The sequence below is a fragment of the Aeromonas sp. S19(2024) genome (genome assembly GCF_041402625.1).
In the GTDB taxonomy this organism is placed as follows: Bacteria; Pseudomonadota; Gammaproteobacteria; order Enterobacterales; family Aeromonadaceae; genus Aeromonas; species Aeromonas caviae.
Genome location: NZ_JBGLQU010000006.1, coordinates 188,498 through 201,872, shown reverse-complemented (window position 1 = coordinate 201,872; position 13,375 = coordinate 188,498). Strand labels below are relative to the sequence as shown.

Annotated in this window: 9 protein-coding genes and 4 tRNA genes; 8 read left to right on the top strand and 5 right to left on the bottom strand. The window is 59.3% G+C overall.

What is annotated here, in order from left to right; translation table 11 throughout:
* Positions 1 to 169 precede the first annotated feature (169 nt).
* From ACB037_RS14425 to ACB037_RS14400, 6 genes are all read left to right on the top strand, one after another.
* A tRNA-Pro gene (locus ACB037_RS14425) sits at positions 170 to 246 on the top strand.
* Between the two features lie 36 nt (positions 247 to 282).
* Positions 283 to 359 (top strand) — tRNA-Arg (locus ACB037_RS14420).
* 46 nt (positions 360 to 405) lie between these two features.
* A tRNA-His gene (locus ACB037_RS14415) sits at positions 406 to 481 on the top strand.
* A gap of 521 nt (positions 482 to 1,002) precedes the next feature.
* Positions 1,003 to 3,177, top strand: coding sequence for a catalase/peroxidase HPI (gene katG, locus ACB037_RS14410; protein ID WP_371175470.1), 2,175 nt, complete (start codon positions 1,003 to 1,005; stop codon positions 3,175 to 3,177).
* A gap of 125 nt (positions 3,178 to 3,302) precedes the next feature.
* A complete protein-coding gene (locus tag ACB037_RS14405) occupies positions 3,303 to 4,706 on the top strand; it encodes a DUF1254 domain-containing protein (RefSeq protein WP_371175469.1) in 1,404 nt (467 codons plus the stop codon).
* 96 nt (positions 4,707 to 4,802) lie between these two features.
* Positions 4,803 to 6,017, top strand: coding sequence for a DUF1254 domain-containing protein (locus ACB037_RS14400; RefSeq protein WP_371175468.1), 1,215 nt, complete (start codon positions 4,803 to 4,805; stop codon positions 6,015 to 6,017).
* Positions 6,018 to 6,337: 320 nt separating this feature from the next.
* On the opposite strand, the gene ACB037_RS14395 is transcribed toward ACB037_RS14400, so the two are convergent.
* The 3 genes from ACB037_RS14395 to ACB037_RS14385 all read right to left on the bottom strand — a co-directional run bounded on the left by ACB037_RS14395 (position 6,338) and on the right by ACB037_RS14385 (position 10,170).
* The gene (locus ACB037_RS14395; protein WP_371175467.1) at positions 6,338 to 7,771 is read right to left on the bottom strand and encodes a 6-phospho-beta-glucosidase; all 1,434 of its coding nucleotides are present in this window, start codon (positions 7,769 to 7,771) and stop codon (positions 6,338 to 6,340) included.
* 13 nt (positions 7,772 to 7,784) lie between these two features.
* The gene (locus tag ACB037_RS14390) at positions 7,785 to 9,293 is read right to left on the bottom strand and encodes a PTS transporter subunit EIIC (protein ID WP_371175466.1); all 1,509 of its coding nucleotides are present in this window, start codon (positions 9,291 to 9,293) and stop codon (positions 7,785 to 7,787) included.
* 118 nt (positions 9,294 to 9,411) lie between these two features.
* Positions 9,412 to 10,170, bottom strand: a complete 759-nt coding sequence (locus ACB037_RS14385) for a MurR/RpiR family transcriptional regulator (protein WP_029314645.1) — start codon at positions 10,168 to 10,170, stop codon at positions 9,412 to 9,414.
* Positions 10,171 to 10,469: 299 nt separating this feature from the next.
* Between ACB037_RS14385 and ACB037_RS14380 the strand changes: the two genes are divergently transcribed.
* Complete coding sequence (locus tag ACB037_RS14380) at positions 10,470 to 10,748, top strand: hypothetical protein (protein WP_371175465.1); 279 nt, start codon at positions 10,470 to 10,472, stop codon at positions 10,746 to 10,748.
* A 306-nt stretch (positions 10,749 to 11,054) separates the two neighbouring features.
* Here the strand turns inward: ACB037_RS14380 and ACB037_RS14375 are convergent.
* Both ACB037_RS14375 and ACB037_RS14370 read right to left on the bottom strand, forming a co-directional pair.
* Positions 11,055 to 11,142, bottom strand: a tRNA-Ser gene (locus tag ACB037_RS14375).
* Between the two features lie 248 nt (positions 11,143 to 11,390).
* Positions 11,391 to 11,846 (bottom strand): YbjN domain-containing protein, encoded by a 456-nt coding sequence (locus tag ACB037_RS14370; protein WP_160839247.1) that lies wholly within the window; start codon positions 11,844 to 11,846, stop codon positions 11,391 to 11,393.
* A gap of 155 nt (positions 11,847 to 12,001) precedes the next feature.
* Here ACB037_RS14370 and ACB037_RS14365 point away from each other — a divergent pair, with 155 nt between their 5' ends.
* Positions 12,002 to 13,339, top strand: a complete 1,338-nt coding sequence (locus ACB037_RS14365; RefSeq protein ID WP_010674988.1) for a flavohemoglobin expression-modulating QEGLA motif protein — start codon at positions 12,002 to 12,004, stop codon at positions 13,337 to 13,339.
* Positions 13,340 to 13,375: the final 36 nt, after the last annotated feature.

Sequence of the window (13,375 nt, the reverse complement as noted above, 5' to 3'; positions counted from 1 at the left end):
ATTGTCGCATTTTTTTGGCGCGGGTGTTAGCGGCTCTCGCAGGGAGGGCAATAAGTAGGCACTTGAATTTACTGGCGGAAAAAGTCGTTGACGCTGACTTTGGCGCTTGGGTATGATGCCCGCCCGTTGCCCAGTGGTGCCGCCGAAGGTATGCTGGATGGCGAATTTTCGGTGATTAGCGCAGCCCGGTAGCGCATCTGGTTTGGGACCAGAGGGTCAAAGGTTCGAATCCTTTATCACCGACCAGGTTCATCGGGAAATCCCCGGATTTCTTGATACAACGCGCCCTTAGCTCAGTCGGATAGAGCAACGGCCTTCTAAGCCGTGGGTCGCAGGTTCGAATCCTGCAGGGCGCGCCATCGATACTGATGAGTTTGATTGCTGTATCGAAGGCAGATTTCAGTGGTGGCTGTAGCTCAGTTGGTAGAGTCCCGGATTGTGATTCCGGTTGTCGTGGGTTCGAGCCCCATCAGCCACCCCATTATTCCCCTCCAGGCTGGGATCAGCCTGATGAGACAGCAGCACGCTGTCTGTTTGGACCGGCCACTGGCCGGTCTTTTTGTTTCTGCGCCGCCCGCTTTTTGGCGCAACGCCCCCACCCCATCCTCTGGCGCTCGGTGCCCTGCTCAGGATGCAGTCCGGACCGCCGTCACAAAAATGGGGTTTTCTGCCCCGTTCAAGACAAGCCCTCCTCATGCCATGACCCAGCGCAAGTCCAGGTCTGATCCCTCGTGTTATGGATAAAAAGATTGATAACACGGCTGCCAGGGCGCTCCTTCCTTCTCTTATCCCTTGTCCAGGAGCAGCCAAATTCGATGGCACCGATTCATCTTTTCGTAATACGGTCATCCCATCCTTAATCAATTAGCTGAAATATAAGGAGTTATTGATAACCCCCCGATGCCGGTCCAAGGCCCAACCTGTCACATGCCCCGCCGGTTGCAGGAAAAGTTCCCATACTGAGTTGTCTGCATTGCACATGACTGCCAAGGAGAGACAGAGATGAGTGAAGAAAGCAAATGCCCCTTCAACCACACCGCCGGCGTCGGCAGAACCAATCGAGATTGGTGGCCGAACCAGTTGCGGCTGGATCTGCTGCATCAGCATTCCCCCGGCGCCGATCCCATGGACAAGGACTTTGACTACGCCAAGGCCTTCGCCAGCCTGGATTACAAAGCACTCAAGAAAGATCTGGTCAAGCTGATGACGGATTCCCAGGAGTGGTGGCCGGCGGACTTCGGTCACTACGGCCCCCAGTTCATCCGCATGACCTGGCATGCTGCGGGCACCTATCGCACCACCGACGGTCGTGGTGGCGGCGGCCGTGGCCAACAGCGCTTCGCCCCCCTCAACAGCTGGCCTGACAACGTCAACATCGACAAGTCCCGTCGCCTGCTCTGGCCCATCAAGCAGAAATACGGCAACAAGATCTCCTGGGCCGATCTGCTGATCCTCGCCGGCAACGTCGCCCTGGAGACCATGGGTTTTCGCACCTTCGGCTTTGGCGGTGGGCGGCCCGACGTGTGGGAGCCGGATCAGGACGTCAACTGGGGGGATGAAATTGCCTGGCTCGGGGTCGATCCCGATCGGGTCAAGGGCGATCGCGAGCTTACGGCCCCCTTCGGTGCCACCCACATGGGCCTCATCTACGTCAACCCGGAAGGGCCCAACGCCAGCGGTGACTACATGGAGGCGGCCAAGGACATCCGTTCCACCTTCGGTCGCATGGCCATGAACGATGAAGAGACGGTCGCCCTTATCGCCGGCGGCCACACCTTCGGCAAGGCCCACGGCGCCGCGCCCGAATCCCACAAGGGGCCAGAGCCGGAAGCCGCGCCTCTGGAGGCCCAGGGCCTCGGCTGGATGAGCGACTACGGCAGCGGCCATGGCAAGGATACCGTCTCGAGCGGGCTCGAAGTGACCTGGACCAAGACACCGGCCCTGTGGAGCAACAACTTCTTTGAAAACCTGTTCAACTACGAGTGGGAGCTGACCAAGTCGCCAGCCGGCGCCAAGCAGTGGGTGGCCAAGGATGCCCCGGAGATCATTCCCGATGCGCACATCCCGGGCAAGTTCCACAAGCCGACCATGCTCACTACCGACCTGACCCTGCGCTTTGACCCCGAGTTTGGCAAGATCTCCCGCCACTTCTACGAGGATCCGCAGGCCTTCGCCGATGCCTTCGCCCGCGCCTGGTTCAAGCTGACCCACCGTGACATGGGCCCCATCGCCCGCTACCTGGGGCCGGAGGTACCCAAAGAGGAGCTGATCTGGCAAGACCCCATCCCCGCCGTCAATCATCCCCTGATCGATGACAAGGACGTGGCCCTGCTCAAGGAGAAGATCCTGGCGGCCTCCCTGTCCGTGGCCGAGCTGGTGTCGACCGCCTGGGCTTCCGCGTCCACCTTCCGTGGCTCTGACAAACGCGGTGGCGCCAACGGTGCCCGCATCCGCCTGGCCCCGCAGAAGGAGTGGGCCGTGAACCAGCCTGCCCAGCTTGCGAAAGTGCTTCAGGCCCTCGACGGGATACAGCAGGCCTTCAACGCCTCAGCCACCGGCGGCAAGCGGGTCTCCCTCGCCGATCTCATCGTGCTGGCGGGCAGCGTGGGGGTCGAGCAGGCCGCGAAGAGAGCCGGTGTCGCCGTGACCGTGCCCTTCACTCCGGGCCGGATGGATGCCTCCCAGGCCCAGACCGATGTGGACTCCTTCGCGGTGCTCGAGCCCCTCGCAGATGGATTTCGCAACTACGCGGGCGAGTGCGCGGGCTTCGCGGAGACCATGCTGATCGACAAGGCGCAGCTGCTCACCCTGAGTGCCCCCGAGATGACGGTACTGGTGGGCGGCATGCGGGTGCTCGGCACCAACGCGGGCAACTGCCACGGGGTCTTTACCGCCGCCCCGGGTACCCTCTCCAACGACTTCTTCGTCAACCTGCTCGACATGGGCACGGAGTGGAAGCCGGAGGCGGGCAGCCAGGGAGTCTATGAAGGCCGTGATCGCCAGAGCGGCAAGGTGAAGTGGACCGGAACCCGGGTCGATCTGGTGTTCGGTTCCAACTCCCAGCTGCGCGCCCTGGCGGAGGTCTACGCCAGTGCGGATGCCAAGGAGAAGTTCGTGAAGGACTTCGTGGCGGCCTGGACCAAGGTGATGAATCTGGATCGCTTCGACCTCGCCTGAGGCTAAAGCACTGCTCGACCACCAAGCCCGGTATCACTACCGGGCTTTTTTATCGATGCTAAAGGGGAGTCCCATCCCTCCCCTTTGAGTGCTGCCATCGACCAACCCGCAAGGGGAGATGGCCAATGCCCCCAGCCCCGGGAAACCAGGAAATACCCCAGCAGGGCCTGCCGCCAGCGGGCTCCGTCAGCTCGGTCGAAGACTTTGAGTACCAGATCAAGTACCAGCGGGCCTTCGAGGCTGTCTTGTGGAACATGCCGGCGGTCGCCATCTACAGCTTCCGGCGCGCCGCCTTCGACAATCTGGGTCTCAAAGACAACGACATCATCGCCTATGCCAAGCCTGCCACCCCGCATCTCGAGGCCATCACGGCCAACAGCACCACCCCCTACATCACGGCCTTCACCGACTTGCAACACGGCCCCACCGTGCTGGAAGTGCCCGCTGCGGGCCCGGATGGCAGCCTGTATGGGCAGATTGTCGATGCCTGGCAATTCACCATAGCGGATGTGGGCCCGGCGGGGCTCGACCAAGGCAAGGGCGGCACGTTTTTGCTGACGCCCCCCGGCTACAGCGAGCCGATCCCGGCCGGCTATCTGCATGTTCCTTCCCCGAATTATCGCGTGGCGTTTGCCTTTCGCTCTGTGCCAGCGCCCGGCAAGTCGACGAACGATGCCTATCACTACTCCAAGCGCCTGCGCATGTACTCTCTCTCCGAGGCGAGCAATCCGCCGACCCAGCGCTTCGTCGATCCGGGCAACAAGCGCTACCCGACCCTGCCCTACTACGACGAGCGTCACTTCGCGGATCTGCATGCAGTGGCCAGCGTCGAACCCGTGCGCGAGCAGGACAAGGTGATGATGGGGATGCTCACCTCCCTTGGCATAGGTCGCGGCACCTCATTCAACCCGGATGAGAAAACCCGCAAGGCGATGCGCCAGGCGGCCATCGATGCCTGGTTCTACATGCAGCATTGGTATGACAATTTCCCGAAGGAGAAACGCTACTGGCCTGATCGGCACTACGCCTCCCTCTTGCAGAGCGATGACAACAAGACCTTCACCTTCACTTATGAGGATCGCATCGACCTCATCAATCGCGCCGCCGAGTACTTCTGGTGTACCTATATGCCCAAGGCGCTGAGCGATACCCCGGCCACCCAGTACCTGATGTGCCTCGCGGACAACAACGGCAAACTGCTGGAAGCCGGTCAGCTCTACAAGCTCACCATCCCGGCCAAGATGCCGGTCAAGCAGTTCTGGGCACTGACGGTCTACAACCGCGACACCATGTCCTTTATCTACAGCGAGAGCGGGCGCACCACCCTCTCCTCCTACGATCTCGACAAGATGGCCAAGAATCCGGACGGCAGCATCACCCTCTACGTGGGCCCGACCGCCCCGCCAGGCAAGGAAAACAACTGGATCCCGACCAGTGGCAAACGCCCGCTGCCGGCCATGCGTTTCTATGGCCCGACCGACGAATTAAACCACAAGACCTTCAAGCTGGCGGATTTCGAGCGCGCATAAACCATGAACAGGAGTGGAGCACTTATGAGAAAGCTATCCCTTGCGGCAGTGTTATGTATCGCAGCCATGCCTGCCATGGCACAAATCACTGATAAAATGGCACAAGATGCCTATATCTACGGCTATTCCATGGAGGAAGCCTACAAGTTCTTCTATGAAACGGCGATCAAGACCGGCACCCCGCTGAACCGCTTCCAGAACATTCGCCACCTGGCGGACGATACCGAACACCCGGGCATCAACAACGATACCCTGCACCTGCAAGGCTGGCTGGATCTCAGTGCGGAGCCGGTGATCATCAGCGTGCCGGACATGGACAAGGGCCGTTACTGGATCCTGCACACCATGGACATGGGCCATTACACCACCTCGATGATCGGCTCCCGCACCCACGGCACCAAGGGGGGTCACTTCATGTTTGCCTCCCGTAGCTGGAAAGGCGAGACGCCGGCCAGCGTCACCGAGGTGATCCGCATCGACTCCGACATCCTCAAAGTGATGGGCCGCATCATGGCCACCAGCAAGGACGACGAGAAGGTCGCCCTTGGCTACATGGATGACTGGAACGTGCGCACCCTGTCGGCCTATCTCGGCCAGCCTGGGCCCAAAGCCACCGAGCACCAGTGGCCGGATCCGGCGAGCACCAACTGGTTGCAGCGGGTCAACTTCGTGCTGTGTCAGGGGGACATGGGCACCGCCGACAAGCACTGGCTGGCGCAGTACAAGGAGACGGGCCTCGCGCCCTGCAACACCAAGCTGAGCGCGGCGCAAATGGCCGCGGCGAAGCAAGGCGAGAAACAGGGCTTGGCCTATCTCAACGCGCTCCTGCCCAAGATGACCAGCTCGGAAGGGCTGCTCGGCACCCGGGCTGAGCTTCAAAACCAGAAGCGCGATCTGTTCGCCGAAGGCACCCTGATCGGACAATGGGGACTACCGCCGGAAGAGTCCGTCTATCTACAGGCACTCAAGGGATCCGATGGCCAGAGCATCAACGGCGCCAACGGCAAGCAATACCGCATGCATTTCAAGGCGCCCGAGGTCAGCCAGTTCTGGTCCTTCACCGTCTACGGCACGGATAACAAGCTGATGGCCCATAACACCATCAACCGCCACAGCCGTGGGGATCGCACCCTCAAGCCGGGCCCGGATGGTATGTACACCATAGAGCTCAGTGCCAAGGGGGATGCCAGCAACCCGAACTGGCTGCCCATTCCGGAGAAGGATGCCTACATCATCATGCGGCTGTATGGGCCGAACAAAGCCATTCGCGAAGGCAAGTACCCGATGCCGGTGCTGGAAGTAGTGAAATAGCGGTGAAATAAGGCACATGGGCTCACCGCGCTGGCTGGCAGACAAAATCCGAGGGGGATGGCAAACTCAGGCAGCGTCTGAGCGGTACCAGGCAGAACAGCCAAAACAAAAAACGACCATCAGGTCGGTTTTTCTTATTGCGGATAAGGGCGGGATCCACGGCTCGACAACTCAGTGTCGACATGTCACACCAGCCTTGTCACGGAAAGATATTACACTGCCTTGATATTAAAAAACCTGCATAGCCACATAGTTAAATGGCACTTTGCGGTATCAATAACAGGTTTTATTTAATCAAGGCAGCATATTGAATCACCCAGTTATAGTGTCTCACCGTTGCTGGCGATGACCTGGCGATACCAGTCGAAGCTGCGCTTCTTGCTGCGCGCAAAGCTGCCGCTGCCGTCATCGTTTTTATCCACGTGGATAAAGCCGTAGCGCTTGCTGTATTCCCCTGTGGTGAAGGAGACGCAGTCGAGACATCCCCAGGGGGTGTAGCCCATGACATCCACCCCGTCCTCGACGATGGCAAGCTTCATCTGCTCGATATGGGCGCGCAAGTAAGCGATGCGATAATCGTCATCTATCTCCCCTCGCTCATCTTTCTGATCCCGCGCCCCGAAGCCGTTCTCGACGATAAACAGCGGCTTCTCGTAGCGGCCATAGAGCAGGTTCAGGGTGTAACGCAGCCCGACGGGGTCGATTTGCCAGCCCCACTCGGAGGCCTGCACATGGGGATTTGGCACACTGCCCTCGAAGCCCGACAAGGCGGTGCCCGTGCCGGCGCCGTGGGCCCGCACCGCGTTGCTCATGTAGTAGCTCAGCCCAATGTAATCGGCGCAGCCCGCCCGCAGCGTCTCCTCATCCCCCGCTTCCATGACAATCTCATAGCCCTTGCGTTGCCATTCCTTGCGGATATAGGCGGGGTAATGGCCGCGCATGTGAACGTCCCCGAACAGGAAGCGCTCGCGCATGGCGATTTCCGCATACATCACATCGTCCGGGTGGCAGGAGTAGGGGTAGAGGGGCACCATGGCCAGCATGCAGCCGATCTGCAAGCCCGGGTTGATCTCATGGCCCAGACTGACCACCTTGGCGCTCGCCACGAACTGATGGTGCAGCACCTGGTACATACACTCTTCCGGGTTCGGCTCCTGGTTGTAGATGACCCCGGAGCAGCAGTAGCCAAACAGCGGCACCTTCCAGTTGCGCTGGTTGTTGATCTCGTTGAAGGTCATCCAGTATTTGACCTTGTGCTGGTAGCGGCGCAGCACCACCTCGCTAAAGCGCACGAAGCAGTCCAGCACGGTGCGGCTCTTCCAGCCGCCGTATTGGGTCACCAGGTGGTTCGGCATCTCGAAGTGGGAGAGCGTGATGACGGGCTCGATGCCGTGGCGCAGCAGCTCGTCGAACATGTCGTCATAAAAACGCAGCCCCGCCTCGTTCGGCTCGGCCTCATCCCCCAGCGGGAAGATGCGAGACCAGGCGATGGAGGTGCGAAAACACTTGAAACCCATCTCGGCAAACAGTGCGATGTCGTCTCTGTAGCGGTGGTAGAAATCCACCGCCTCGTGGTTGGCGTAGCGATGACCGGCCTCAATCTTGTCGGTGATGACGCGCTCCACCCCGTGGGCGCCGCTGGTGAGCACATCGACGATGCTGAGCCCCTTGCCGCCCTGATCCCAGCCCCCTTCTACCTGGTGGGCGGCGACCGCCCCCCCCCACAGAAAGTCTTTCGGTAATGCGTTGTTCATGACTTGTCGCTCCTTATACGGCTTTGGATGTCAGCGGCTGGGGTTGGCTTATTTCGGCATCGGTCTGAAAGCCCGCCATCCAGGAGAAGATGACGCCCAGGGTAAAGGCCACGCCGATGGAGAGCAGGAAGCCCAGGAACTGCGCCATGTGGCCCTCTTTGAAGAACACCGGCAGCACGGCGATGCCGGGGATGCAGTAACTCCAGGAGACCGCGTTGAAGGCTCCCGCGACCGTACCACCGATGGCACCGGCCAGGCAGCCGCAGATGAGCGGGCGTTTGAAGCGCAGGGCCACCCCGTAGATGGCGGGTTCGGTGATGCCAAACAGGGCGGTCACGCCGGCCGAGAGGGTCACGCTTTTCAGCTCGGGATCCTTGGCCTTGAAGTAGACCCCGAACACGGCGCCGGCGATGCCGAACACGGCGGAGGCTTGCAGGCCGGTAAAGGTGTCATAGCCCAGAGTGGCGTAGTTGCCCACCGTCACCGGGGTGATGCCCCAGTGCACGCCGAGGGTCACCAGGGGTGTCCAGACAGCCCCCACCACGAAGCCGGCGATGGACGGGCTCAGGTGATAGAGGGTGTTGTAGATGCCACCGATGGCGCCGCCGATGAGGTTGCCGATGGGGCCGAAGGCCAGCAGGGTCAGGGGCACCATGATGGCGAGGCAGAACATGGGAGTGAAGAGGTTGCGCACCACCACCGGCAGGATCCGCTCGAAGAAGCGCTGCACATAGGACATGGCCCACACCATCAGGATGATGGGGATCACCGAGGCCGTGTAGCTCAGGTACTGCACCGGCAGACCGAGGAAGCTGAGCGGCGCGCTGTTAAGGGGAACCCCCACCAAGTTGACGATGGCCTCGTTGATGGCCGGGTTCTCCATCGCCGACTGCATCAGCGCTTGCACCTCCGGATCCGCGGAGTTTGCCAGGATGATTTTGTTCGCGGTCAGCATGTTCATGTAATCGGGCGACACCAAGGCGCAGGCGGCGATCACGGCGGTGAAGGGGTTCACGTTGAACTTCTTGGCCGCGGTGAAGGCGACCATCACCGGCAGGAAGGTAAAGCCGGTCCAGGAGACGAAGTTGAGGATGCGGAAGGTGCCGCTGGCGGAGTCCATCCAGCCGATGGCGGCGAAGAAGGAGATGAGCCCCTGCAACACGCCGCAGGCGGCCAGTGGGTAGAGGAAGGGGGCGAAGATGCTGGAGATGATGTCCATCAGGTGGTTGACCATACCCACCTTGGGGGCGTCGACCACGGCGTTTTCGTCGATCTGCACCCGTTTTTGCACTTCCCGATAGGCATCCCCGACGTGGTTGCCGATCACCACCTGCAGCTGACCGCTGGACTCGATGACGGTGATGACCCCTTGCACCCGTTTCAACACCTCCTTGTCGACCCGTCCCATCGCTTTTAGGACAAACCGCAGCCGGGTGGCACAGTGGGTGACGCTGATGACGTTGCTGTCACCACCAATCAACTCGACGATCTGTTTCGCCGAGTCCGCATAGTTAATTGCCATAATGATCCTTCCCTGCCATTTATTAATTAATATCGAAACAATTCAAATGTTGTGAATCGATGGTAGGGAAAGCATTCATCCTTGTCACGATATAACAAAATACCCGCTTTGTTACTTGTTACATAAAAGACACACCCTGTGACACCTCGGCACTTATCTTGTTTGCCAACTGGCGACCGATGGATTCTATGATATAAATCACCGGCACCTGGGTGGTAATATCATATTCATTGTCGACCACCAGCCTGGCCGCATGATATGAAATATTGAAATCCGCCATCTGGGCCAGGGTGGATTTATTATTGCTGGTAATAGTGATGAGCTTGCAGTGATGAAACAGGAACTGCTTCGCCAACTTGATTATCTCGGTGGTCTCCCCGGAGACCGAGAGCACGATCGCCACCGCCTGTTTGTACATGTCGGTGTTGACCGGGTAGTAGGGATCATCGATGTGGTTGCTGAACTTGCCGATGTTGGAGAAGAAGCGCGCCCCGTAGCGCCCCAGCGTGCCCGAGCTGCCCGCCCCCACGAAGATCACCCGCTCGGCCCCCGCGATCTGCTCGGCGGCGCTCGCGATCAAGGCGTCGAATTCGTCATTGTTGATGCTCTTGAAAAAAGAGAGGAACTCGTTGGCACCGTGTGGCAGCGATATTTCGCCGCGCTTCTCGGCATTCATTTTTAGATAGGCTTTGAATTCCGCATAACCGCTGCAATTCATCTTCTTGCAAAATCGCAATATGGTGGCGGTCGACACATCACAGGCTTCGGCCAATTCCCTGACCGTCATATAGATAACCGTCTGATGGTTCTTTATTACATAGTTATATACCTTGAACTCGAAGGCATTTAATGTTGAGACCAACTGATTATTAAACATGGTAATTCACCGAGCGCAACCGCGTCCTTATTCAGGATGATGTCACGCAGTGTAACAAAAGGAGTGACCCGGTCGAGGAAGGATAAATCCAAACGCTCGAACTGTGATTACTATCACAATCACGCCGGCAAGATTTTCGCGTATCTGCCCATGGCTTCGATGAGAGAAGGAATATTTAGGCTCTGTATGGAGCCTAAATTTTTAGCGAATGTCATTATGTCTATTAGTGGAACGCAATATCAGGTTATCGGTGAGCAACCCCTCCATGGGATCAGCAAGTCCCGCGATGCCAGCAGAGGGTGAGCGTATTTGTACGCTTCCCCCCAAGGCGCCTGAGCGCATGGTGCCGCGATCACGGTGCCGCCGTACGCCTCGAAATGGCTCATGAGGACGGCGTACTGTCGGTAGTCCAGCTCACTGTATTGCAGGAAGGGGTAGACGCCAGGGATTCCATCTTGTCGTCATTGCTGAACGCACCTTCCATCGCGACCCTGTTTGTGAAACCGGGCCGCGTGGCGATCCCTGCCGAGCAATTTGATGCCTATGAGATGGCAACGGATGAGCTGCCTGTCGACTAAGGGCTGCCCCGGGAGTACAAGTACAGAAATGTCCCCTATATCCCCAAGCTGAAGAGATAACGCCGTGACGGGAATAAGGGGGTGTATGGCTGGCTCAGAAAGCAAAAAACCGACCCTGAGGTCGGTTTTTCTAATTTGGTGCTGGGTCGGGATTGACTCGCACCATCCCTGGCGCTCGCCCTGCGGGCAGCCTTCGGCTGTCCAAGCGGGCTAGTCCACCCGCCTGTCGATACCGGGTAGAGACCAGATTGCCGGCTACCGGAAAAACAAAAGGCCCCGTCTTGCGACGGGGCCTTTTGTTTTATTTGGCGGTGAGGGAGGGATTCGAACCCTCGATACGTTGCCGTATACACACTTTCCAGGCGTGCTCCTTCAGCCACTCGGACACCTCACCAAATTTTTACTGCTTGAAGTGGTTTTCGGAGCACGCTGTGCGTGCATCTTGCCGACTTCGTCGGTGGGCAGCCTCTCGGATACCGCACCAAATTTTTGTCTGTGGTTTAACGTGTTCAGCCAACACGATGTTCGCTACGCCGTTGCGCTGGAACGGGGCGTAATTTAGGGGAAAGCCCCGCCGCCGTCAACGGCTTTTTAGCCGCAGCGAACCGTTCGCACATTAAACGCACAGTTCAGGTGCTGAAGTCAGTGAACGGATTCCGGTGCGACCTGGATTTCCGGCAGATTGAGGAAGCCAAGGCGTTCACATTCGGAAACCACTTCATGGGTGGCTGCCGTGGTGCTTTCAACGAACAGCAGGAACTGCTCGACGGTGAGACCCGCCTTGGTAAAGACGGTGTGACCCACAACGAGGCGTGGCAGGTTGTCATCGATGATGTCGAGGAACACCTTGAGGGACGGATATTGCATGTTGAGACGACCCAGTTCGGCCACCAGGGGCAGCAGCGATGAGGGGCGCACCTCCAGCTCGGATGAGAACAGCAGCCCTTCCTCTTCCACGAAGATCCGGCTCTCCTGGATGCCCTCGACGGACTGCAGGGAGACCATGTGGATGCCATGACACTGATCGCACACATAGTGCTCGATCCGGGCCTGTTGCAACCAACGCATTATCATTTCAGAGCTGGGGATATTCATCATTTTCACGACACGGTAGAGATCAAGGGGCGCAGTCTAAACCAATTTTCAGACAACCAAAAGCACACAGGCCGGATCCCCGTCGTCTCGCTTCTTTTTGACAGGCCCTGTGCCTATACTCAGCCATTCTCGTAGCGCACTCGCCTCCAAAGAGCCCGATGACCATCCAAGAAAAGTATCGCCTGCACCTCAAATCCCTCTCGGATGAACTGCTCGCCCTGCAAAAACCCATCCGCATCCTGGATGCCATCAAATGGCCCCGTCACCTGCAAAGCGACTTTCTGGCAAGTGGCGGCAAGGCACTGCCCGCCATCGACAGGCATTTCTATGAATCCCTCCCCCTGGGGTTCGATCCCCGCAACAAGTACCTTGAGCTCAAGGAGTTGAGGGACAGGATCCGCCGGCGCCTCGGCCCTCAGGACGATCTCGGCCGGATCCTGCAAGAGACGGTGGATCAGTACATGGTGGTCATCGAGATGCTGCGCCAGCGCGGGCAGCCTGACTTCCAGCGCTACAGTCAGCGGCTCTACGGCTCGGCAAGCGATCACCTGCGCGGGGATCGCAAGACCCTGAAGGAGCTGGGCGCCAGATTGTGCGACATCTTCTCCCTGCCCGGCGCCCGCCATCTGGTGCGCCCCTACCCCAAGGAGTTCGAGGGGGAAGCCGCGGTGGCGAGGTTGCAAGGCAAGCTGTCGAGCTACTTCAGCGACGGCACAGTCCAGGTCAAGCTCAGCGATGGCATCGTCTCCGATGCCGCCGCCGGGGGGGATTACATCAAGCTCAACTCCCACGCCCGTTTCTCGGAACTCGATCTGCAGGTGCTGGAGGTACACGAAGGCTGGGTTCACGTCGGCACCACCCTCAACGGCCGCCAGCAATCTTACGCCACCTGGCTCGGCGCCGGCTCGCCCCGCATCACCGCCTGTCAGGAGGGGTTGGCAGTACTCATCGAGACCCTCACGTTCAGCTCCTTCCCGGACAGGGCCAAGCGCATCTCGGATCGGGTCATGGCCATCGACATGGCGGAGCGTGGCGCCGATTTCATCGAGGTGTTCCGCCACTTCGTGGCCAAGGGGGCCAGCGAGCACGACGCCTACAAGATCACCCAGCGGGTGTTTCGCGGTGGCATGGTCGAGGGGGGCGCCTGCTTTACCAAGGATCTCTCCTATGTGAAAGGCTATGTGGAGACGGTGAACTTCATTCGCAGCGCCGTGCTGGAGGGAGTGCCGGAGATCCTGCCCATGCTGTTCGTCGGCAAGGTGACCCTGGACGACATCCCCGTGCTCTATCAGCACTATCTGGAGGGGCTCATCGACGCTCCTCGCTATCTCCCTCCCATGTTTCGCGACCTCACAGGGCTCTACGTCTGGTTCGGCTTCGCCTCCGGCATGTCCCTGGTGGACATAGGCCGGGTACAGCAGCATTTTCGCCAGCTCTTCCACCGCCTCCCGGCGGCCGACCCCATCATCGCCCCCGTCGACATCGAGATCGACTGACTCCCACTGACAAAGAGGGCGCCAGATGGGCGCCCT

Coding starts and splice junctions, on each gene's coding strand:
- ACB037_RS14370 (WP_160839247.1), bottom strand. CDS start 11,846: ATGATGAATATCCCCAGCTCTGAAATGATAATGCGTTGGTTGCAACAG.
- ACB037_RS14400 (WP_371175468.1), top strand. CDS start 4,803: ATGGCACAAGATGCCTATATCTACGGCTATTCCATGGAGGAAGCCTAC.
- ACB037_RS14390 (WP_371175466.1), bottom strand. CDS start 9,293: ATGGCAATTAACTATGCGGACTCGGCGAAACAGATCGTCGAGTTGATT.
- ACB037_RS14365 (WP_010674988.1), top strand. CDS start 12,002: ATGACCATCCAAGAAAAGTATCGCCTGCACCTCAAATCCCTCTCGGAT.
- katG (WP_371175470.1), top strand. CDS start 1,003: ATGAGTGAAGAAAGCAAATGCCCCTTCAACCACACCGCCGGCGTCGGC.
- ACB037_RS14395 (WP_371175467.1), bottom strand. CDS start 7,771: ATGAACAACGCATTACCGAAAGACTTTCTGTGGGGGGGGGCGGTCGCC.
- ACB037_RS14385 (WP_029314645.1), bottom strand. CDS start 10,170: ATGTTTAATAATCAGTTGGTCTCAACATTAAATGCCTTCGAGTTCAAG.
- ACB037_RS14405 (WP_371175469.1), top strand. CDS start 3,303: ATGCCCCCAGCCCCGGGAAACCAGGAAATACCCCAGCAGGGCCTGCCG.